This window comes from Bradyrhizobium sp. 22 (assembly GCF_000482425.1).
Taxonomy (GTDB): domain Bacteria; phylum Pseudomonadota; class Alphaproteobacteria; order Rhizobiales; family Xanthobacteraceae; genus Bradyrhizobium; species Bradyrhizobium japonicum_B.
In genome coordinates, this window is sequence record NZ_KI519399.1 from 4,377,655 (window position 1) to 4,397,232 (window position 19,578).

General features: G+C 65.3%; 20 protein-coding genes. 9 read left to right on the top strand and 11 right to left on the bottom strand.

Translation table 11 applies throughout. From position 1 onward, the window contains the following. Position 1: 1 nt before the first annotated feature. Complete coding sequence (locus tag K410_RS0122310; RefSeq protein ID WP_028136936.1) at positions 2-985, bottom strand: VOC family protein; 984 nt, start codon at positions 983-985, stop codon at positions 2-4. A 145-nt stretch (positions 986-1,130) separates the two neighbouring features. Here K410_RS0122310 and K410_RS0122315 point away from each other — a divergent pair, with 145 nt between their 5' ends. Next, the gene (locus tag K410_RS0122315) at positions 1,131-1,922 is read left to right on the top strand and encodes a DNA-binding transcriptional regulator (RefSeq protein WP_028136937.1); all 792 of its coding nucleotides are present in this window, start codon (positions 1,131-1,133) and stop codon (positions 1,920-1,922) included. A gap of 97 nt (positions 1,923-2,019) precedes the next feature. Here the strand turns inward: K410_RS0122315 and K410_RS0122320 are convergent, their stop codons facing one another. Together K410_RS0122320 and K410_RS0122325 are read right to left on the bottom strand one after the other, a co-directional pair. Beyond that, on the bottom strand, positions 2,020-3,195 hold the full coding sequence (locus tag K410_RS0122320; protein ID WP_028136938.1) for a cytochrome P450: 1,176 nt from the start codon (positions 3,193-3,195) through the stop codon (positions 2,020-2,022). Positions 3,196-3,215: 20 nt separating this feature from the next. After that, the gene (locus tag K410_RS0122325) at positions 3,216-4,364 is read right to left on the bottom strand and encodes an ABC transporter substrate-binding protein (protein WP_028136939.1); all 1,149 of its coding nucleotides are present in this window, start codon (positions 4,362-4,364) and stop codon (positions 3,216-3,218) included. A gap of 214 nt (positions 4,365-4,578) precedes the next feature. On the opposite strand from K410_RS0122325, the gene mhpA reads away from it, so the two are divergent. Together mhpA and K410_RS0122335 are read left to right on the top strand one after the other, a co-directional pair. After that, complete coding sequence (mhpA, locus tag K410_RS0122330; protein WP_028136940.1) at positions 4,579-6,087, top strand: bifunctional 3-(3-hydroxy-phenyl)propionate/3-hydroxycinnamic acid hydroxylase MhpA; 1,509 nt, start codon at positions 4,579-4,581, stop codon at positions 6,085-6,087. A gap of 26 nt (positions 6,088-6,113) precedes the next feature. Then, entirely contained in the window at positions 6,114-6,965 is an 852-nt protein-coding gene (locus K410_RS0122335; protein ID WP_028136941.1) for a fumarylacetoacetate hydrolase family protein, read from the top strand. A gap of 18 nt (positions 6,966-6,983) precedes the next feature. Here K410_RS0122335 and K410_RS0122340 read toward each other — a convergent pair whose 3' ends face one another. After that, the gene (locus K410_RS0122340; protein ID WP_028136942.1) at positions 6,984-7,826 is read right to left on the bottom strand and encodes a hypothetical protein; all 843 of its coding nucleotides are present in this window, start codon (positions 7,824-7,826) and stop codon (positions 6,984-6,986) included. A gap of 213 nt (positions 7,827-8,039) precedes the next feature. Here K410_RS0122340 and K410_RS0122345 point away from each other — a divergent pair, with 213 nt between their 5' ends. The 4 genes from K410_RS0122345 to K410_RS0122360 are packed head-to-tail and all read left to right on the top strand — an operon-like array spanning position 8,040 to position 12,410. After that, positions 8,040-8,924 (top strand): IclR family transcriptional regulator, encoded by an 885-nt coding sequence (locus K410_RS0122345; RefSeq protein ID WP_028136943.1) that lies wholly within the window; start codon positions 8,040-8,042, stop codon positions 8,922-8,924. 1 nt (position 8,925) lies between these two features. Beyond that, positions 8,926-10,122, top strand: a complete 1,197-nt coding sequence (locus tag K410_RS0122350) for a CaiB/BaiF CoA transferase family protein (RefSeq protein ID WP_028136944.1) — start codon at positions 8,926-8,928, stop codon at positions 10,120-10,122. 57 nt (positions 10,123-10,179) lie between these two features. Beyond that, a complete protein-coding gene (locus K410_RS0122355) occupies positions 10,180-11,166 on the top strand; it encodes a Bug family tripartite tricarboxylate transporter substrate binding protein (RefSeq protein WP_028136945.1) in 987 nt (328 codons plus the stop codon). A gap of 23 nt (positions 11,167-11,189) precedes the next feature. Further along, entirely contained in the window at positions 11,190-12,410 is a 1,221-nt protein-coding gene (locus K410_RS0122360) for an ABC transporter substrate-binding protein (RefSeq protein ID WP_028136946.1), read from the top strand. A 30-nt stretch (positions 12,411-12,440) separates the two neighbouring features. On the opposite strand, the gene K410_RS0122365 is transcribed toward K410_RS0122360, so the two are convergent. The 5 genes from K410_RS0122365 to K410_RS0122385 form a co-directional block, all read right to left on the bottom strand. Next, positions 12,441-12,707: a hypothetical protein gene (locus K410_RS0122365; RefSeq protein ID WP_028136947.1), complete on the bottom strand. Its 267-nt coding sequence runs from the start codon at positions 12,705-12,707 to the stop codon at positions 12,441-12,443. 124 nt (positions 12,708-12,831) lie between these two features. Continuing rightward, positions 12,832-13,329 (bottom strand): ferritin-like domain-containing protein, encoded by a 498-nt coding sequence (locus tag K410_RS0122370; RefSeq protein ID WP_028136948.1) that lies wholly within the window; start codon positions 13,327-13,329, stop codon positions 12,832-12,834. 119 nt (positions 13,330-13,448) lie between these two features. After that, the gene (locus tag K410_RS0122375; protein ID WP_028136949.1) at positions 13,449-13,940 is read right to left on the bottom strand and encodes an SRPBCC family protein; all 492 of its coding nucleotides are present in this window, start codon (positions 13,938-13,940) and stop codon (positions 13,449-13,451) included. Further along, a complete protein-coding gene (locus tag K410_RS0122380; protein ID WP_028136950.1) occupies positions 13,937-14,323 on the bottom strand; it encodes an ArsR/SmtB family transcription factor in 387 nt (128 codons plus the stop codon). The genes K410_RS0122375 and K410_RS0122380 overlap by 4 nt, the downstream gene beginning before the upstream one ends. A gap of 104 nt (positions 14,324-14,427) precedes the next feature. Continuing rightward, entirely contained in the window at positions 14,428-15,132 is a 705-nt protein-coding gene (locus K410_RS0122385; RefSeq protein ID WP_028136951.1) for an SDR family oxidoreductase, read from the bottom strand. 116 nt (positions 15,133-15,248) lie between these two features. Between K410_RS0122385 and K410_RS0122390 the strand changes: the two genes are divergently transcribed. After that, positions 15,249-16,088: a GNAT family N-acetyltransferase gene (locus tag K410_RS0122390; protein ID WP_028136952.1), complete on the top strand. Its 840-nt coding sequence runs from the start codon at positions 15,249-15,251 to the stop codon at positions 16,086-16,088. Between the two features lie 108 nt (positions 16,089-16,196). On the opposite strand, the gene K410_RS0122395 is transcribed toward K410_RS0122390, so the two are convergent. Together K410_RS0122395 and K410_RS0122400 are read right to left on the bottom strand one after the other, a co-directional pair. Continuing rightward, positions 16,197-16,640: a hypothetical protein gene (locus K410_RS0122395; protein ID WP_028136953.1), complete on the bottom strand. Its 444-nt coding sequence runs from the start codon at positions 16,638-16,640 to the stop codon at positions 16,197-16,199. 1,263 nt (positions 16,641-17,903) lie between these two features. After that, positions 17,904-18,476, bottom strand: coding sequence for a hypothetical protein (locus K410_RS0122400; RefSeq protein WP_028136954.1), 573 nt, complete (start codon positions 18,474-18,476; stop codon positions 17,904-17,906). A gap of 393 nt (positions 18,477-18,869) precedes the next feature. Between K410_RS0122400 and K410_RS0122405 the strand changes: the two genes are divergently transcribed. Beyond that, positions 18,870-19,529 carry a peroxiredoxin gene (locus K410_RS0122405; RefSeq protein ID WP_028136955.1) on the top strand — a complete coding sequence of 220 codons (660 nt, stop codon included), beginning with the start codon at positions 18,870-18,872 and terminating at the stop codon, positions 19,527-19,529. Positions 19,530-19,578 lie beyond the last annotated feature (49 nt).

Genomic DNA, 19,578 nt, shown 5'->3' on the forward strand with positions numbered 1-19,578 from the left:
ATCATTCGCGCGCGACCACCTGGTCCAGCCACGCGCAGTTCAGCGGCGGCACGCGCGGATCGGCGACACGCACGCCGCGCGCGGCTGCATCCAGCCGCATGTCGCGCAATCGCTTGCGCTGCTCTTCCGGCATGTGGAGCCGCTCATGGCCCCACAGCGACGGCCCGTCGAAGGTCTCGTGCGGCTGCCAGGTCTCGGGATCGATCACGCGCGCGCCCCAGCCATATTCGATGAAGAAGCCGGAGGGCGTGTTCACGTAAAAGGACGTCATGTGATCGTTGGTATGGCGGCCCAGCGTGTAGGCGACGCGCCCCTCGTCCAGCTGCGCCAGATCGTAGCCCTGACCGACATCGTCGAGGCTGCCGAGCTCGACCATGAAATGATGCATCGCTTTGCGCCCGGAGCCGACCATCGCAAAGCTGTGGTGGCGGCCGTTGACGTGGAAGAAGTACAGCCCATAGGGCTTCAATCCGAAATCGGAGACGTGAAAGCCGAGCACGTCGCGGTAGAACGGCAGGAGCAGCTCGACATTCTCCACGTTGAGCACGACGTGCCCCATGCCCAGCGCGCCGGTGCGAAAGCCCGAGATCGGCCGGCCCGGCCTGAAGGGCTCGTTGGCAAGCTCGGGCTTGCAGAAGGCCTCGAGCCGATTGCCCGCCGGATCGGCGAACGAGATCAGCTCGGTGACATGCCGCTCAGCGGCAAGCGCGCGCGATCCAGGCGTCACCTTCACGCCGTGGCTTTCGAGCCGGCCGGCGAGGCGGTCGAGCTCTGCGCTTGACGGAACTTCCCACCCCATCACGGCAAGCCCGGCATCGCTGCTGCCGTCCACGATCAGTCGCTGCTTGCGGTCGTCCATCCGGAAGGCTCGCATCCTGCCGCCACGGTCGACCTGCTGCATGCCGAGCAGTTCCGTCGCCATCCGGCCCCACTGGTCGAGCTGCGACGACTCGATTCCGATATAGCCGAGCGCGGTGATTTCCATCGAAAGTCCTCCCGAAGGCATCGCGTGTGCCGCCATGCGGCGAACTTGATACCGGCCGCGCACGATCTTAACGTGGCGTTCCGCAATCGCTTCGCGCTCGCAACGATAATCGCGGGACCGTGCACCACAAGGGAGGAAATGCGAAGTGTCCAAGGAGCGGACGGGGCCAAGAGTGCCGCGGCAGTCGGAAGGCGTCCGCGCCTTCAAGCGCGGGCTCGACGTGCTGCGGGAGGTCAACCGCTCCGGCGGCATCCGTGCCGGCGATGTCGCCCGCGCGCTCGACCTGCCCCGCCCTACCGTCTACCGCCTGCTCGAAACTCTGGAGGAACTCGGCTACATCGCCCGCAGCGCCAGCGACGACCGGTTTCGCGTGACCCGGCGGGCGCTGAGCCTCGGCGACGGCTACGATCCCGGCGTGGTGATCTGCCAAGCGGCGGCCCCCTATCTCGCCGAGCTCAGCAAGACCCTGGTCTGGCCGGTCGATCTCTCGACTTACGAGAACGCCGCGATGGTGGTGCAGGAGACCACTCACGCACGCAGCCCGCTCTCGATCGACCGCAGCATGATCGGCAAGCGCCTGCCGATGCTGCGCACCTCGGCCGGCCGCGCGTATCTCGCCGCCTGCCCCGACCACGAGCGCGAGCTGATCCTCAATCACCTGCGCCGCATCGACGAGGCGGATGACCGCCCCTTCCTCGAGACCGGTCGGCTCGAGCGCATGATCGCCGAGACGCAATCGCGCGGCTACGCCATCCGCAGCGAAGGGGAGTACAATGCGAAGACCGCTTCGATCGCCGTGCCGATCGTGCGGGGCGGCGCGGTGTTCGGCTGTATCTCCATCATCTGGATTCGCTCGGCATTGGCGATCGAGGACGCGATTGCGCAATTCGCCGGCCCGATGCGCGATACGTCCGAGGCGATCCCCGTCAACCCCTGAAGCGCGATGCGATGAGGATGAATCGTCATCGCGCTCCAGGTTGTTGTTTGCGCATGATCTTCTCGGAAAACCGCTGCGCACTTTTCCGGATCATGCTTCAGCTCACCCGCACCGGCAAGGATGCCAGGCCCCGCAACACGTTGTTGAGCGCCAGCACGGGCTCGCCGATATCGAAGTGCCGGACCTTCTCGACCAACACTTCGAGAAGCGCGGTCATCTCCAACCGGGCCAGATGCAGGCCGGCGCACATGTGAGTTCCGTTGCCGAACCCGAGATGATCGCTGGCGCGACGACGCACATCGAAGCGCTCCGGATCCTGCCACTTCCGCTCGTCGCGATTGGCCGATGCATAGAGCAGCAGCACGCGACTTGCCTTCGGGAGGGTAACGTCCCCGAGCGTCGCGTCATCGGTCAGATGGCGCGTAAATCCCCGTATCGGAGATTCCAGGCGCAATGCTTCGTTGATCGCGCCCGGGATCAAGCCGGGGTCCTGCCGCACGAGATCCCATTGATCGGGATATTTGCCGAACAACAGGATCAGGTTGGCCGTCGCAAAGATCGTGGTGTCGAGGCTCGGCCCCAGATAGTCACGCATCAGGACCGGGCAACGCTCGGGCTCGACCTCGCCGCGGTCCGCGGCCGCGAAAACCCGGTCGCCCCAGCTGCCCGGCCGCAGGTGATCGCGGATGGCGGAGCCGCCGAGATAGTGACGCATCTCCTGCACATCGGCCATGGCCGCGCAGGCGCGATCATTCATCGCGCCGAGCACGTTGAAGGTCGCTGAAGCCCAGCGCAGCATGCTGCCGCGTCCATAATCCTCCAGACCCACGAGCTTGGATACGATGGTCAGCGGCAGATGCTGCGCCAGATCCGTCACGGCGTCGAACTGCCCCCGGCTCACGAGATCCTCGACGAGCCGCCGCGCCTCCCTCCTGATCTCGAGTCCGATCTGCTCCAGCGCTCTCGGCAGCAAGGGAGCCGCGATGATCGCCCGCAAGCGATCGTGCAACGGCGCATCGCTCGCGAGCGTCGTGCCACGCGACATCTCGTTGACATGATCGTTGGCGGCAACGCCCTGGGCCGAGGAGAACAGGCCGGGGTTGCGCAAGGCTGCGCGGACGTCCTCGAAACGGCCGACCGCGTAGAGCCCGTTGCGCGGGAGCCAGACGGCTGCACCCAGATCGCGCAACGCGCGATAGTGCGGATAGGGTTGGCGCAGGACGTCGTCGGCGTAGAGATCGACGTCATAGACCGGACATTCCGCGACAGCCATGCCCCCCTCCGTTCTGCCGCTCAGCGCACTGCAATCCATTCGCCCTTGTCGAGCTTCCCCAGCCTGAGCGCGCTCGGATCCAGTCCGGTGTGGTCGTTCGGCCCGTAATTGTAGACGCCGCGCGATCCCGCGACGCCCTTGAGCCCCTCGATGGCGCTGCGCAGACCTTCGCGAAATTCCGCGGTTCCCGGCTCTCCCGTCTTCAATGCCGCGGGCACCGCCTGCTCGATCAGGATCAACGCGTCGTAGGCAGAACCTGCAAAGATGTTGCGGCTGCCGGCTCCAAACTTGGCCTCGTAGCGCTGGATGAATTCGAGCGCCGCCTTCTTGGCGGGATAATCGTCCGGGAAAGACGCAGCGCCCACGGCGGGGCTCAGCGGCACGAAAATGCCGTCGCCCTGCGTGCCGGTCAGCTTGCGGAAATCGCCGAATGTGGCGCCGAGCGTGCCGTAGATCTGCCCCTCATATCCCTTTTCCCGCAATTGCAGCAGCGGAAGGGCTGCCGGTGCGCCCGAGGCCGCAATCAGAACCGCATCCGGCCGGGCTGCGATGATCTTGAGGATCTGCCCGACGACCGTGGTATCTGTTCGGGCGTACTTCTCGTTGGCGACGAGCTCGATCCCGGCGGCCGCGCACATGTCGGCGCTCACCTTGCTCCAGGCATCGCCATAGGAATCGGCAAAGCCGATCAGCGCGAGCCTTTTGACGCCGGTCTTCTTCATGTTCGCGAACAGCGGCGCGGCCTCGTGATCGTCGTTGGTCGTGGTCTTGAATATCCAGCGCCGCCTGGCATCGACCGGGGCCACCAAGGCATTGACGGGCGCAAGCGTGATCACCGGAAGCTTGTATTCGACTGCCGGGTCGATCACGGCAAACGAGCCCGGCGTCGAGGTCGGCCCGACCAGGATGTCGATCTTGCTCTCCTGGTAGAGCTTGCGCAGCGCACTGACCGCCGCGGTGCTGTCGGAGGCTTCGTCAAGGAAGAGATAGTTGACCTTCCTGCCGGCAATCTCGGTCGGGCCGAAAGCCGTGCCGTTGCGCTCGGCATTGCCGATCGCCGCGGCCGGTCCGGTTGCCGAGAGGATGATCCCGACGTTGATATCGGCAGCGAAAGCCGGCGCGGCCCAGAGTTGCACCGCAAAGCACACGCCCAGCATCGATCGCAGCATCGCCATCTCCTCCCGGCGGCCGCCTTGCGGGCGGCCTGCACTTTATTGCTGTTGCACTGGTCCTCCTTAGCCAGATGAAGCCTGAAGTGCTTAGCGCGATCGTCGAATCGTCCGGCTGGCGGACAGTGGGCGGACGTGGAGACTGGAGTCCGCTGGACGGACACTTCGGCCGGCGGCGTTGATGCTGCGGCGCAGCTCGGGGAAGAGATAACCCATGCAAGATAGCTCCACCCCCGAAGACTTCGACGTCGTGATCGTCGGCCGCGGCCCGGTCGGCGCCACGCTCGCCAACCTGCTCGGCCTGTGCGGCGTGCGCACGCTGGTGCTGGAGCGCGAGGCGCGGACCTATCATTTGCCGCGCGCGGTGCATTTCGACGACGAATGCATGCGCGTGTTCCAGACCATCGGCCTGGCCGACACCATCCTGCCGCACGTGATCCTGAGCCCGGGGATGCTGTTTCTCGACGCCGAGGGCCGCATGCTGCTGGACTGGTCCCGTCCGCAGACGCTGACCCCGATGGGCTGGCATCTCAGCTACCGCTTCCACCAGCCCGACCTGGAGGATGTCCTGATCGGCGGCCTCTGCCGCTGGCCGCACGTTGCCTTGCGCAATCGCTGCGACGTCTTCGCGCTCGATCAGGACGAGCGCGGCGTGCGCGTCCGCTATGAAGACCTCTCGACCGGAAAACTCAATGAAGTCCACGCAGCCTATGTGATCGGCTGCGACGGCGCCCGCTCGCTGGTCCGCCGCTTCATCGGCTCCGGCGTGCATGATCTCGGCTTCCACGAGCGCTGGCTGGTGATCGACGTGCTGCTCAAGCGCGCCCGCGACGATCTCGGCGACTACAGCCTGCAGCATTGCGATCCCGCGCGCCCCGCGACTTATGTGCGCGGCACCGGCGTGCGGCGGCGCTGGGAAATCACGATCCTGCCGGACGAGGATTCCCAGGACGTCGTGCAGACTGCAAAGGTCTGGAACCTGCTGTCGCGCTGGATCACGCCCGACGATGCCGAGATCGAGCGCGCGGCGGTCTACACCTTTCATTCCGCGATTGCCCAGCAATGGCGGAATGGACGGTTGCTGCTCGCGGGCGATTCCGCACACCAGACCCCGCCGTTCCTCGGCCAGGGAATGTGCGCGGGCATCCGCGATGCCGCGAACCTCGCCTGGAAGCTCGACGCCGTCATCCGGGGCGGCGCCGGGTCCGAACTGCTCGACACCTATCAGAGCGAGCGCCTGCCGCATGTACGCGAATTCATTGAGCTCGCCATTCGCCTCGGCGGATTGATCAACACCAAGGCGATCGAAGCGGGCCTGGCTGCGGGCGAGCCGCGCGAGAACGCGCCGGTGAAGCTCGAGGTGAAGAAGCCCAAGCTCGGCCCCGGGCTGGCACCGCGCGAGGTGCCTCTCGCCGGAGATCTGGCGCCGCAGTTCGAGCTGCGGGACGGCAGCCGCAGCGACGACCAGGTCGGCTACAGCCACGTGCTGTTGGTCGCACACGCGGCCGCCCTCTCCGCACGCCCGGCGCTTGCCCAGGCAGGACTCAAGATCCTGACGGGCGATGACGCGCCGGCCATCGGCGACTGGCTGCGCAAGCACGACATCATCGCCGCGCTCGTACGCCCCGACCGCTATGTGCGCGGCACGGCCCGCAACGACGCCGAGCTTGACCAGTTGATCACCGCCGTCCAGCCTTTAACCTGCGTGCCGTCCGCGGCCTGACCCAACATTTTCCAAGGGATGATCTCATGAAGCTGCTTTCTTTCATCGCCGACGGCCGCACCTCCTTCGGTGCCGTCAAGGACAATGCCGTTGTCGATCTCGGCGCGCGGATGACGGGCTGCACGACGCTGCGGCAATTGCTCGAAACCGGCGGCGTGGCCGAGGCGGCAAAGGTGGTCGGGTCCACGGCGCCCGATCATCCGCTCGAGCGCATCACCTTCCTTCCCGTCATCCCCGATCCCGGCAAGATCATCTGCGTCGGCCTCAATTATCGGGACCATGTCGTCGAGACGGGCCGCACCGTCACCGAGAAGCCGGCGCTCTTCGCGCGCTTCGCCTGCAGCCAGGTCGGCCATCTCCGGCCGATCGTGAAGCCGAAGGTGAGCGACGATTTCGACTATGAAGGCGAGCTCGCGCTGGTCATCGGCAAGCAAGGTCGCCACATCCCCGCTGGGCGCGCGCTCGGGCACGTCGCCGGCTATTCCTGCTACAATGAAGGCAGCGTCCGCGACTGGCAGCGCCACACCAGCCAGTTCCTGCCCGGCAAGACCTTTGCCGAGAGCGGCAGCTTCGGTCCGTGGCTGGTGACGGCGGACGAGATTCCCGATCCCTCAAAGCTCAGCTTGCAGACGCGCCTCAACGGGACCGTTGTGCAAGACACCACCACCGATCTCCTGATCACCGCCATCCCCGAGCTGATCGCCTACATCTCCACGATCTGCCCGCTCGACCCCGGCGACGTCATCGTGACGGGCACGCCCGGCGGCGTCGGTGCCAGGCGCACGCCGCCCTTGTGGATGCGCCCGGGCGACACCGTCGAGGTCGAGATTTCCGGCATCGGAATCTTGCGCAACACGGTCATCGCCGAGCCGGCCTGACCACGCCTCCGCACTCGTTCACGCCAAGTATAGCGCCAGATAGCCCTGCATCGCATAGAGCGCGCAGAGCGCGAGGCTCGACCACACCGCGGCGCTGAAATACAGGAACATCCAGGTCAGCTCGCCCTTCCAATGGGCGATGTCGTGGGTCACCACCCAACGTGTCGAGACGTCATGCAGTCCCTCGAGGAAGCCGAGGAACGTATTGCCCTCGGCGTGCCCTGCCCGCCAGCGGCTGAGATACATCGGCACGTCGACGGTGACGAGGAAGGCGAGGAAGCAGGCGATGCCGACGATGCCTGACATCAGCGCCCAGCGCACCACGCCCTGGAATTCCGGCATCAGGCGGCACAATGCGACGCCGGCGAGGAAGAAGGTCACCGCCCAAAGCGAGTTCTCGATCGCGTTGTAGAGGAAGTTGGTCGTCACCACCGCATACCACGAGAAGCACTCCGCGATGATGATGATCGGCACGATCACGAGCGCAATGTTCACCGCGGTCTCCGCGCCGGTCATCTTGCCGAGCTGATGCAGGATGATGGCCCATTGCGCCACGAAGCAGAGCTCGGCCACGGTCGCGACCGTGCGGCCGACCACGACGCTCGACAGCCAGGTGTCGAACAGGCAGATGCGCTGCACGTCGGCGCGCGGCAGGAACGAGCGGAACGCGCAGCCGAACACATAGCCGGCGCAGAGCAGGAACATCAGCCCGACGTCCGAGCCGCCGCTGAGATTGCCCGACGGCGTCGGGTAGAACTCGCGATACAGCATGAACCAGACGAAGATGTTGGCGCCGCTCACAAGCGTGAGAGATCCCCACCACCACGCAAGGGGATTTGACCGCGCCTGCCACTGCAACATGAGCCGCTCCGCAAATAATCGATCTGACATGTCGTCGTAATAATCCTGTCACAAGACGGCGTGCAATCACGACAAAAATCTGTGTGCTGGCTTATCAGCACGCGCTTTTCAAACGGGGCGCTGGCTTGGCACGTCCGTCCACATACCGGACAATTTTGGCGATTTTGCCGAATCTATTGGACAGAGCTTGTTGTCCCGTCTGATAGTTAGGTCATGGCGCCGACAGACTCATCCAAGCCGCGACATCCGCTCTCCTCCGCCGCCGCCGTGCTGGCGGAGAGCGCTGATGACGCCGCCTTCGCCACGACGCTGGCCAAGGGCCTCGTCGTGCTCGAAGCGTTCAGGGCCGGAAGCACGTTGCTGGGCAACATGGAGCTGTCGACGCTGACGGGCATCCCGCGGCCGACGGTCGCGCGGCTCACCCACACGCTGGCCGAGCTCGGCTACCTCCGCTACGACGCCGAGCGGGCCAAGTACCGCGTCGGTGCGCGGGCGCTTCGGATCGCGCATCCTCTGCTCGCCGGGATGCAGTTTCGCCAAGTGGCGCGGCCGATGATGCAGGAGCTGGCGCTCAGCGTCCGCGGCACGGTCTCGATCGGCCTACTCGACGCCACCTCGATGATCTATGTCGAGACCGCGCGCTCCGGCGACGTCGGACCGCACGTGCCCGACATCGGCATGCCGATTCCCGTGGTGCTGACCGCGATGGGACGCGCCGCGGCAGCAACCCTGCCGGCGGCCGACGCCGACCGGCTCGAGCGGAACATCGCCGCCGAAGACGCCGAGCTATGGTCGGCCTTTCGCGACAAGTACCGCGCCGGAATCGCGCAATGCAGAAGCCGCGGCTTCTGCACCTGCTGGGGCGAGTACATGGCCTCGATCCATGCGGTCGCGGCGCCGCTGTTTCACGCCGGCGAATCCAAGCAGTCGTTCTCGATCAATTGCGGCATCCCGGCATTCCGGCTCCAGCCGGGCCAGCTGGAAGCCGAGATCGGTCCGCGCATCGCCGCGCTGGCCGACAGCATCCGCGCCATCGTCGGGCAGGCCGAGCTCGCGCCGCCGCGCAAAACCAAGAAGATCGCAAGGACCGGGGCGTGACATGCCTGGACCGCTCGAAGGATTGAAGGTTCTCGACATCGCGACCATCATCGCAGCGCCCTTTGCCGCAACGCTGCTGGCCGATTACGGCGCCGAGGTGCTCAAGATCGAGATGCCCGGCCAAGGCGACGGCGTTCGGTCGTTTCCGCCATTCAAGGACGGCAAGCCGCTGTGGTGGAAAGCGGCCAACCGCAACAAGAAGTTCGCCACGCTCGATCTGCGCACGCGGGAAGGACTTGCGCTGTTCAAGCAGCTGCTTCCGCGCTTCGACGTGCTGATCGAGAATTTCCGTCCGGGAACGCTGGATCGCTGGGGCTTGCCTAAGGAGGTGCTGTGGTCGATCCAGCCGCGCCTGGTGATCCTGCGCGCCACCGCCTTCGGACAGGATGGCCCCTATCGAGAGCGGCCCGGCTTTGCCCGCATCTTCGAGGCCATGGGCGGGCTCACCTTCATCACGGGGGAGAGCGAGGGCGAGCCGACACATCCAGGTTACCCGATCGGGGATTCGATCGGCGGCCTGTTCGGCGCCGTCGGCGCGCTCGCGGCGCTGTGGAAACGGGCACGTGATCCCAATGCCCCCGGCGAGGAGATCGATCTTTCGTTGACTGAAGCCACTTTCCGTCTGCTCGACGTTCTCGCCATCGAGCACGATCAGCTCGGCGCCGTTCGAGAGCGGATCGGCAACGCCAACGGCTATTCGGCGCCGGCCGCCGTGTTTCGCACGAGCGACGGTCACTGGGTGACGCTCGCAGGCTCGACCAACGCACTGTTTGCGGCGAACTGCCGGGCGATCGAGCGGCCCGACCTCATCGATGACCCGCGTTTCGCCACCAACGACCGCCGCGTCAAGCACGCCTCCGAGCTCAACGACATCTTCGCCGGCTGGTGCGCCGCCCATCCCCTCGACGAGGTCCTCGCGAGGTTCAATGCCGCGCAGGGAACGCTCGCCCCGATCTATTCGATCGACCAGATCGCCGACGATCCGCAAGTGAAGGCGCGCGAGGTCATCACCCGCGTGGCCGACCGCGATTTCGGCACGGTTGCCATGACCAACGTCGTTCCTCGCTTCAGCGTCGATCCGACGCGAATGCGTCACGCCGCAGGCGACGTCGGCCAGGACAATGACGAGGTCTTTCGGGACTGGCTTGGCCTGTCGGACCAGGAGATTGAACGGCTCACCCAACGAAAGGTGATCTGACGTCGCAACAAGACCAACGACACAAGAAGACCAACGACAAAAGGGAGGACGAAAACGGTGGCATCATTCAAGGTCACACGCCGAACTCTGCTGGGCACGATCGCAGGCGGCCTCGCAGCAGGATCGGGCTTGGCAGCGCATGCCGAGGACGCCTGGCCGTCGCGCCTGGTGCGGCTGATCTCGCCCTACGGCCCCGGCGGCTCCAACGACATCTCGCTGCGCCTGCTCGCCGAAGAGTTCAGCCGCAGTCTGCGTCAGCAGTTCATCGTCGAGAACAAGCCCGGTGCCGGCACCCGCATCGCCAACGACATGGTCGCCCATGCGCCCGGCGACGGCTATACGCTTCTGTATGTCGCGGCCCCCTACGCCACCGCCGAGGCGCTGTTCGGCAAGCTGACCTATGACCGCAAGGAGCTGCAGCCGGTCGCAATGGTCGTGATCGCGCCGCTGTTTCTCATCATCAGCGCGGACGCACCGTTCAAGACGCTTCCCGAGCTGATCGCCTACGGCAAATCGAAGCCCGACGGGCTGACCTTCGCCTCTCCCGGCGCGGGCTCGCAGCCGCACCTGGCCGGAGAGCTGCTGTTCCGCGACGCCGGCGTCAAGGGCCTCAACATTCCGTTCCGGGGCGATGCCGCCTCCTACACCGAGCTCCTCGCCGGCCGCGTCGACGCCACGCTGACGGCGCTGCCGACCGCCCTGCCCTACATCCAGAGCGGCAAGTTCATCGTGCTCGGCGTCGCCTCGCCCGAGCGCAGCGCGCTCTATCCGCAGGCGCCGACCTTGCGCGAGCAGGGCTTCCCCAACGTCGCAGCCGCCGGCTGGTACGGCTTCATGGCGCCCTCCACGACGCCGCGCGCGATCGTCGACAAGTTCCAGGCCGAAGTCCTGCGCGCGCTCGCCGAGCCGGCCATCAAGGACAAGCTGACGGCTCAAGGCCTCGAGGTGCGCGCCGGCACCGCCGCCGAGTTCGGCAAGTTCATCGATGCCGAGACGCAGAAATGGACCAAGCTGATCCGCGATGCCGGGCTCAAGGGCGAATGACAGTGTGCGAACAGGGCATGAAAATGAAGAACCGTCTTCTCGAACGCATCGCCGCCTCCGCTCTCGTTCTGGCGCTGTCGATCGCACAGGCGCACGCGCAGAAGAAATACGATCCCGGCGCCTCCGACACCGCGATCAAGGTCGGACAGACCGTGCCGCTGAGCGGGCCCGCCTCGGCCTACGCCGTGATCGGCAAGACCCAGGCGGCCTATATGAGGATGATCAACGATCAGGGCGGCGTGAACGGGCGCAAGATCGAGCTGATCCAGTATGACGACGCCTATTCGCCGCCGAAGACGGTCGAGCAGGTCCGCAAGCTGGTCGAAAGCGACGAGGTGCTGCTGACGTTCCAGATCATCGGCACCGCGCCGAACGTCGCCGTGCAGAAATATCTCAACGCCAAGAAGATCCCGCAGCTGTTCGCGGCCACCGGGGCGGCCCGCTTCACCGATCCCAAGAACTTTCCCTGGACCATGGGCTTCAACCCCTCTTACCTCGTCGAGGGCCGGATCTACGCGCAGTACCTCCTGAAGAACCATCCGAACGCCAAGATCGGCGTGCTCTACCAGAACGACGACCTCGGCAAGGATTATCTCGCCGGCCTCAAGGCGGGCCTCGGCGACAAGGCGAACATGGTCGTCGCCGAGACCTCCTACGAGATCAGCGAGCCGACGATCGACTCGAAGATCCTGCGGTTGAGGGATGCGGGCGCCGACGTGCTGTTCAGCGCGACGACGCCGAAGCAGGCCGCGCAGGCGATCAAGAAGGTCGCCGAGATCGGCTGGAAGGCGCTGCACATCATCGACATCAACGCCTCCTCGCTCAGCGCCGTGCTGAAGCCGGCGGGTCTGGACAATTCCAAGGGCGTTATCAGCGTCGGTTACGTCAAGGATGCCGCCGATCCCGAATGGAAGGACGATCCCGGCATGAAGCGCTACCTCGCCTTCATGGCGAAATACTATCCCGAGGGCGACAGGGATTCGAACCTGAACGTCTACGGCTACATCACCGCCCAGCTGCTGGTACAGGTGCTGAAGCAATGCGGCGACGATCTGACGCGTGAGAACGTGATGCGGCAGGCCGCGAGCCTCAGGGACGTCGTGCTCGATCTGACGCTTCCCGGAATCTCCGTCACGACGACGCCGACCGACTACCGCGTCAACAAGCAGTTCCAGATGGTGCAGTTCGATGGCCAGCACTGGCAGAAGCTCGGAGACATCGTGACGGACGAGGCGAAGGAGTGAGGCGGCGAGAAGCTCGCTTGGGCACGGCGCTCAACGCTCGCCGACACGGCGTCCGCCGCTGCGGATCAGGCGGTCGCTCTGCTCGACATAGTCCTGATATTGGACGATGGCGCGATTGGCCATGAGGATCCGGTTCGTCTGTCCCTCCTCGACCATCCCGGTGATGCGCTGCGCCAGGAACACGCACGCCTCGAATTCATCTCGGATGGCGCCCGAGCGGTTGAGAAAGTCCCAGGCGATCTCGTAAGCCTGCTCCGCGGCGGGGTTGCGATAGTCGCTGAAGATAATGTGCGTCATGACTGCCAAAGCCGAAGCGTGGCGATCGTTCCTATCGGCCGAGGCACGGCCGGGGCCGAGACGGGAAAACCACCGGCGGCCGAGGCGCGCCGGTGGTTCAATCCTGGCGAACGACGCAAGAGAGCTACGCCGCCTGGCGCTGATGCGTCAGGTACTCCATGGTCACCTTCTCGACATTGGAATCGATCCAGGAGGCCATGCGCTGCTCCTCCTTCAGCGAGGCTTCGAGCAGCGGCTTGGCTTCTGGGGCCCCAGCCGGCCCGCAGAGCGTCAGGAGCGACTTGTAAGCCGCAATCTCGAAATTCTCGAACGCGTTGTTGGCGAACGTGTTCTTGAGGATCTCGTCGCCGGCAACCGAATGCGCCATCGCCATCATGTTGGCCATCACCGACTGCGCCGCGTCCTTCAGGCTGGACGTGCTCTCGCCGCAGGCTTCGAGGCATTTTTCCAGCCGCCTCAGCTGTTCATTGGTCTCCTGCAGGTGCGCCGTGACCTTCGCCTTAACTTCCGGATAATCGTCCAGCCGTTCCGACTGGCGCTCCATCAACTCTCGCGCCTGCACTTCCATCGCATGCGCATTGCGTAGTCCGACCACGAACGTGTCGCGGGCTTCGTTAGCCATTGTGCTGTCCTCCGTATGGGTTGGCTCGTTCGCGCAACCCGCCAGTCGGACAGATCGTTCCTATCGACCGCCTAGGCGAGAACGGTCCCGGCAGGTTCCGCGCCGGGACCGCATTGTCCTCACCGCGTCATGGCCGCCACATAGGCCGCGAGCTTGTCCAGCGTCTGATAGCCGTATTCGACGGCGCCGAAGCCGATCATGCCGTCGCGCTGCTCGGTGCTCGAGGCCAGCTGGCGCATCATCAGCACGGTCTTGCCGTTGCTCTGCTCGGCAAAGGTGACGGTGAAGCGGAACATGCCGGGATCGTCGTCCTGGTCGAGGCCGTGATCCATCTCCATCAGGGACGGCCGCTCGATGCGGCGGAAGCGCATCCGGTTCGGATAGACCGTGCCGTCGGGGCCGATCATGTTGAAGCGCCAGACGCCGCCGACGCGCACGTCGATCTCCAAGGTCTCGACCTTGAACCCCTTCGGCCCGAACCATTGCGGCAAATGCTTCGGGTCGGACCAGGCCTCGAACACCAGATCGCGCGGCGCGTCGATCACGCGCGACATCACGATCTCGCGGTCGAGCGACCATTGCGACAAAGCGGGATTGGCTGATTTCGTCATGACTCAGAACCTTTCCGTCTGGTTGTTCGGGACGGCCGCTTGGCGGCCGCCCTCTCCTTCTTGAGCTTCATCACGTAGGCTTCGAAGCGGTCCAGCCGCGCCTCCCAGATCGCGCGCTGCTGCTGGAACCAGTCCTCGGCGCCGAGCAGCGCATCCGGACTGAGGCGGCAGGTGCGCACGCGGCCGGTCTTCTCCGACAGAACGAGACCGCTCGTCTCCAGCACATGGATGTGTTTCATGAAGCTCGGCAGCGCCATGTCGAAGGGATCGGCGAGCTCGCCGACGGAGGCCTCGCCCGCGCACAGCCGCATCACGATCGCCCGCCGCGTCGGATCGGCGAGCGCTGCGAAAACCTGGTCGAGGCGGGTCAATTGGTTAGCCATGTAGCTAACTATATTCCCATGACGACGGACGTCAACAAATACTTATCCGTCAGGCTAACTTTATCGCGGCCGCCGGTTGGACCTGGACGATCCGGATCCGCGCCTCACACCGAGCGCGTCAGCCCGCCGTCGACGCGGATGTTCTGGCCGGTGATGTAGGCGGCGCCGTCGGAGGCCAGGAACGAGATCGTGGCCGCAATCTCCTCCACCTTGCCGTAGCGCTTCAGCGGCACGCTGTCGCGGCGCGCGTCCTGCTGCGGCAGGCTGTCGATCCAGCCCGGCAAGACGTTGTTCATGCGGATGTTGTCGGCCGCATGGGTGTCGGTGAAGATCTTCGTGAAGGCGGCAAGGCCGGCGCGGAACACCGCCGAGGTCGGGAACATCGCGCTCGGCTCGAACGCCCAGGCGGTCGAGATGTTGATGATGGCGCCGCCCTTCTGCGCCTGCATCAGCGGCGTCACCAGCCGCGTCGGGCGGATCACGTTCAGCAGATAGGTGTCGAGGCCGGCGTGCCATTGCTCGTCGGTGATCTCGGTGATGGGAGCGCGCGGCCCGTGGCCGGCGCTGTTGACGAGCACGTCGATCCGTCCCCACTTTGCCATGGCCCCGTCGACGAGACGCTTGAGGTCGTCGTTCTCCTTGTTCGAGCCGGTGACGCCGAACCCGCCGAGCTCGGCGGCCAGCGCTTCGCCTTTGCCGGAGGACGACAGGATCGCGACGTGAAATCCGTCCGCGGCCAGCCGCCGCGCAGCCCCTGCCCCCATGCCGCTGCCGCCGGCGGTAACGAGCGCAACCTTTTCTGCTGCCATGAGCCATCATCCCCTGAGTTGAGGCGAGCCGCAGGCTCGGCCTATCATGCGGCCTTCTACAGCCAGACCTGTCGGCAGGTCCATGGTCGAGGGACGCATCCGATGAGCAACGCGCGATGAATGACTTGCAGATCCGCAATCTGCGCCCCGAGGAAATCTCCCTCGCCATCGACTGGGCCGCAGCGGAAGGCTGGAATCCCGGCCGCTACGATGCCGCCTGCTTCGCAATCCCCGACGCGCAAGGCTTCTTCGTCGGCGAGATCGATGACAAGCCGGCCGCAACCGTCTCCTGCGTCAATTATGACGACCGCTTCGCCTTCCTCGGGTTCTATATCGTGCGTGCAGACCTTCGCGGCTCCGGCCACGGCCTGAGGATCTGGAACACGGCGATCGCGCATGCGGGCTCCCGCGTGATCGGGCTCGACGGCGTGGTGGCGCAGCAGCACAATTACAGGAAGTCCGGGTTCCAGCTCGCTTACGCCAACATCCGCTATGGTGGCGACGTCACCGCGCCCGTGAAACCGCCAGCCGATGTCGTCGCACTCGGCACGATCCCGTTTGCACTCGTGGAAGCCGACGACACCACCGTCTTCCCGGCGCGGCGTAGCGCCTTCCTGCGCGCCTGGATCAATGCACCGGGCCATGTCGGCCGCGCGCTCTTGCGCGACGGCAAGCTCGCCGCCTGGGGCGTGATCCGGCCGTGCCGGACCGGCTCCAAGATCGGCCCGCTGGTCGCCGACGACCGCACGGCGGCGGACGCGATCGTGCAGGCCCTACTGGCGAGCGTGGATGGCGAGGTGTTTCTCGACGTCCCCGCCGTCAATCGCGAGGCCATCGCGCTCGCGGAGACGCTCGGGCTCAAGCCGGTGTTCGAGACGGCGCGGATGTACACCGGCGCGATCCCGCCGCTGCGCATCGATCGCATCTTCGGCGTGTGCAGCTTCGAGCTCGGCTAAAACGCGACGAGATTTGGATGAATCGTCATCGCGCTTTGGGTTGTTGTTTGCGCATGATCCTGTCCGGAAAACCGCTGCGCAGTTTTCCGGATCATGCTTTGGCGCCGCTCAGTAGCAGCGCGTGATGTTGACCGTATGCTCGCTGCCGCCGCGGCCGGGCACCCTCACCTGCTCCGTCGGGCAGCTCGGCACGTACGGCCGGTCGGACGGCACGACGTTCGGCGGGAAACGATGCGTCCAATCCCAGGGAACGTCATACGTGTAGGTGTAGCGCACGTCGGCGGAGAGCGACTGGGCGATATCGACGAAAGACTGGCTGTTGCCGCCGCTGTCGTGGAAGAAGCCACCGCCGGGCCAGTAGACGAAGGGGGTGTTGCGCCGGTGGAACCGGGCGCCCGGCGCGATGGGCGGACGCGCGATCGCGCCGGACGGCGCCGCACCCAGCCCGTGCGGCGCAGCGCCGCCGGGTTGAGCAGAACCATCGTTGAGACTGAGGAGCAGCGCGGCTGCGCTGAGCGAGGCGAGCATCGCCCCATATGATCTGGACATCATGATACGCACCAACTCGTTTGGCTTCAGCGGCTCCCCGCAGCTACGCTAGGCCGGGCCGTCGCTCAGCCGCAAACGTATAATTAATTATTGGTTAAGGCACGGGATTAGCCGGGGAACCGGTGCGGCAAAGAGCGCCCGGATGGCCGCCGATGGGCACCTCGTTCCGAAACAGCGTCTCATAATCAGTTGGTCGGAGTTGATCCCATCCGCTGCCAGGTTCCGGAACGCTCCCTGACCGGCCGCTATCGCTGGTAGAGCCGCGAACATGCGAGGCCGTCTACATCGGACGGTAGGCCTTCCTGCGTCGGCCTCCGGCGCAGCTCCGGATCGAATGTTCTCCCCCAAGCCCTTGCGCTATCCGACGGCAAAACACCCCAGCCATCGGTCAATCCGCGCCGCCGAAAATATTCCACTTTACCGAATTTCGGAAATGACGTATGTGTCGCGCAACCCGGCCCAAGGAAGAGGGGCGTATCGCGATCGTCACGAACGCGGGCCGGGCGGCGGTGGACGCCGATGGCATCGGCGCGAAGGGTCTTGCAGGGCGGGCAACCGTGAGCAAGGCCGTCGCGCACACGACCGGTGCGATCGGCGTACGGCAAAATCGTGTGGTCCTGGCGCCCGGGGTCTGTGCGCCAAGTGTTGCGGTGATGCGGCGGCCCGACCGGGCCCGCGCATCGATCAGCTGCAAGGCGACGGGGGCAATAGTGCAACGCTCCCCGGGGAGAGCACGACATAAGCCGTTCCAACCACTGCGCAGGGAAGGCCGGGATGTCCCGGTTGCCCTGTTCTCCGCTATGCAGCAGCACACGCAGTCTGCCCTTGGCATGGCGGTCCATGGGAGCCACCGGCTCCCGGCCTTCCCTGCGCCCTCGTTCAATTCAGAGGGCGAAGCGACAAGCAAGGCTCGGGCGAACAAGCCGCGAGGATGCGATCCCATGTCAATCATTCACCGACGCTCGTGCCCCGGACGCAGCGCAGCACTCCCGGCGATGCGAAGCATCGTCCGGTGTGATGCGCTGCAGAGCCGGGGCCCATGCAGCGGAATGTGCGGCCTGCTGGGTCCCGGCTCTGCGCAGCAACGCTTGCGCGCTGCAGCGCGTCCGGGACACGAGGGAGACGTGCGCTATCAACACACACTCCGTCGGCCTCGAGCAGGACGCCGGCACAGAAAAAACGGCGGGGAAATGCCCCCGCCGTTTGATCGCGTCTTCATCAGACACGCGTGGATGTTACATGCCCGAGTCTTGCATGCAAAAAGTCTTACATGCCGATGTCGAACACGTTCGGCAATTGGCCCGCCAGCGGCAGCGCGGTGGCGCCGAGGAAGGTCGCCACCATCGCCATCAGGCGACGGTTGTTGTGGCGCTTGCCGCGCATCTGGCCGGCGATCCATTCCAGCATCTCGCTGTTGACCTTGGAGGCATAGGACGGCGCCCAGCTCTCGATCTCGGTGTCGGCCGACAGCGCGACGCTGCGCGGCGGCACCTTCAGGCCCGAGGCACTGGCGGCATAATGGGCAACGGCCTTGGCGAGCAAATCGTCGAAGCGGCCGCCATCGCTGCGCTCGGTCGCGGCCTCGTTGATCTCGAACAGGACCTCGGCCTCGGCGCGGCTGACCGGCTGGTCGTTGACGGCGGTGGCCGTCAGGATCCGCGAGCACCAGGCGGTGTCATCGGCATCGAGCGAACGGGAGAAGTGCACCCTTCCCTTGGTGGTCGGCCCCTCCCCGGTGATCACGCCGTCACGCACGATGGAGAGTGCATGGGCCGCGGTATCGCGGCAGGACGGTTCGAGGGACGAGGGCTCGACAGATTTAGGCGCAGCGGCAGACATAGTTCACTTCCAGACTTCTTCTGACCGGCCAGCATTTTCATGCCGGCGTAAAGGGGTGGTTAACGATTCGATACGGCGATCGCGACTTTTCGAGATGGTTGCCAATTGGTCGCTGTCAGGACCGTTTTGGTTCTCGGACGCGCCGGGCGAGCGTGATGGAAGTCATAAAAGGCATTATCGGGGCGAGCGAGGCCGTGCGACCCCGGGTGGAGATGTTTCGCCGCAGGCGCCGCTGTAACAATAAGTTGCTAGGAAATCGGGCCTTCAAGGAAGGAATTCACATTTTACTCGAACCGGTTCAGCGAGCGTTCACTTGGTCTGGCAAGACCCCTATAATGTGGGTGACGGCCAGAGAAGAATTTCCCAGTCTGTTCAATGCGATGAGGTAAAATCATGACACTTCCGATCGGCGCCACCGCACCCGACTTCGAAGCCGAGACCACCGAAGGGAAGATCAAGTTCCACGACTGGATCGGCAACAGCTGGGCGCTCCTGTTCTCGCACCCCAAGGACTTCACGCCGGTTTGCACGACCGAGCTCGGCGCCCTCGCCAGGTTGAAGCCGGAATTCGACAAGCGCGGCGTCAAGCTGATGGGCCTCTCGGTCGACCCGGTCGACAACCATGCCCGCTGGTCGGAGGACATCAAGGAGACGCAAGGCGCAGCGCCGAACTACCCGATGATCGGCGACACCGATTACAACGTTTCGAAGCTCTACGGCATGCTGCCGGCCGCGATCTCGGGCGATCCGCTCAAGCGCACCGCCGCCGACAACCAGACCGTCCGCAACGTCTTCATCATCGGGCCGGACAAGAAGATCAAGCTGGTGCTGGTCTATCCGATGACCACGGGCCGGAACTTCCAGGAGATCCTGCGCGTCATCGACTCGCTGCAGCTCACCGCCAAGCATCGCGTCGCGACCCCTGCCGACTGGACCCAGGGCGACGACGTCATCATCGCAGGCTCGGTCTCCAACGACGAGGCCAAGACGATCTACCCGCAGGGCTGGAAGGAGCCGAAGCCCTACCTGCGCATCGTGCCGCAGCCGAAGTGACTTTTGGCGGCCGCGCCTAGGGCCGCCAAAAAGTCATCCCGGGGCGCGC

Excerpts from the sequence above, each read along its gene's own strand:
- K410_RS0122365 (WP_028136947.1), bottom strand. The coding sequence starts at position 12,707 with ATGACGCACATTATCTTCAGCGACTATCGCAACCCCGCCGCGGAGCAG.
- K410_RS0122310 (WP_028136936.1), bottom strand. The coding sequence starts at position 985 with ATGGAAATCACCGCGCTCGGCTATATCGGAATCGAGTCGTCGCAGCTC.
- K410_RS0122400 (WP_028136954.1), bottom strand. The coding sequence starts at position 18,476 with ATGTCTGCCGCTGCGCCTAAATCTGTCGAGCCCTCGTCCCTCGAACCG.
- K410_RS0122385 (WP_028136951.1), bottom strand. The coding sequence starts at position 15,132 with ATGGCAGCAGAAAAGGTTGCGCTCGTTACCGCCGGCGGCAGCGGCATG.
- mhpA (WP_028136940.1), top strand. The coding sequence starts at position 4,579 with ATGCAAGATAGCTCCACCCCCGAAGACTTCGACGTCGTGATCGTCGGC.
- K410_RS0122405 (WP_028136955.1), top strand. The coding sequence starts at position 18,870 with ATGACACTTCCGATCGGCGCCACCGCACCCGACTTCGAAGCCGAGACC.
- K410_RS0122340 (WP_028136942.1), bottom strand. The coding sequence starts at position 7,826 with ATGTTGCAGTGGCAGGCGCGGTCAAATCCCCTTGCGTGGTGGTGGGGA.
- K410_RS0122350 (WP_028136944.1), top strand. The coding sequence starts at position 8,926 with ATGCCTGGACCGCTCGAAGGATTGAAGGTTCTCGACATCGCGACCATC.
- K410_RS0122325 (WP_028136939.1), bottom strand. The coding sequence starts at position 4,364 with ATGCTGCGATCGATGCTGGGCGTGTGCTTTGCGGTGCAACTCTGGGCC.
- K410_RS0122375 (WP_028136949.1), bottom strand. The coding sequence starts at position 13,940 with ATGACGAAATCAGCCAATCCCGCTTTGTCGCAATGGTCGCTCGACCGC.
- K410_RS0122335 (WP_028136941.1), top strand. The coding sequence starts at position 6,114 with ATGAAGCTGCTTTCTTTCATCGCCGACGGCCGCACCTCCTTCGGTGCC.
- K410_RS0122380 (WP_028136950.1), bottom strand. The coding sequence starts at position 14,323 with ATGGCTAACCAATTGACCCGCCTCGACCAGGTTTTCGCAGCGCTCGCC.
- K410_RS0122370 (WP_028136948.1), bottom strand. The coding sequence starts at position 13,329 with ATGGCTAACGAAGCCCGCGACACGTTCGTGGTCGGACTACGCAATGCG.
- K410_RS0122345 (WP_028136943.1), top strand. The coding sequence starts at position 8,040 with ATGGCGCCGACAGACTCATCCAAGCCGCGACATCCGCTCTCCTCCGCC.
- K410_RS0122360 (WP_028136946.1), top strand. The coding sequence starts at position 11,190 with ATGAAGAACCGTCTTCTCGAACGCATCGCCGCCTCCGCTCTCGTTCTG.
- K410_RS0122390 (WP_028136952.1), top strand. The coding sequence starts at position 15,249 with ATGAATGACTTGCAGATCCGCAATCTGCGCCCCGAGGAAATCTCCCTC.
- K410_RS0122395 (WP_028136953.1), bottom strand. The coding sequence starts at position 16,640 with ATGATGTCCAGATCATATGGGGCGATGCTCGCCTCGCTCAGCGCAGCC.
- K410_RS0122320 (WP_028136938.1), bottom strand. The coding sequence starts at position 3,195 with ATGGCTGTCGCGGAATGTCCGGTCTATGACGTCGATCTCTACGCCGAC.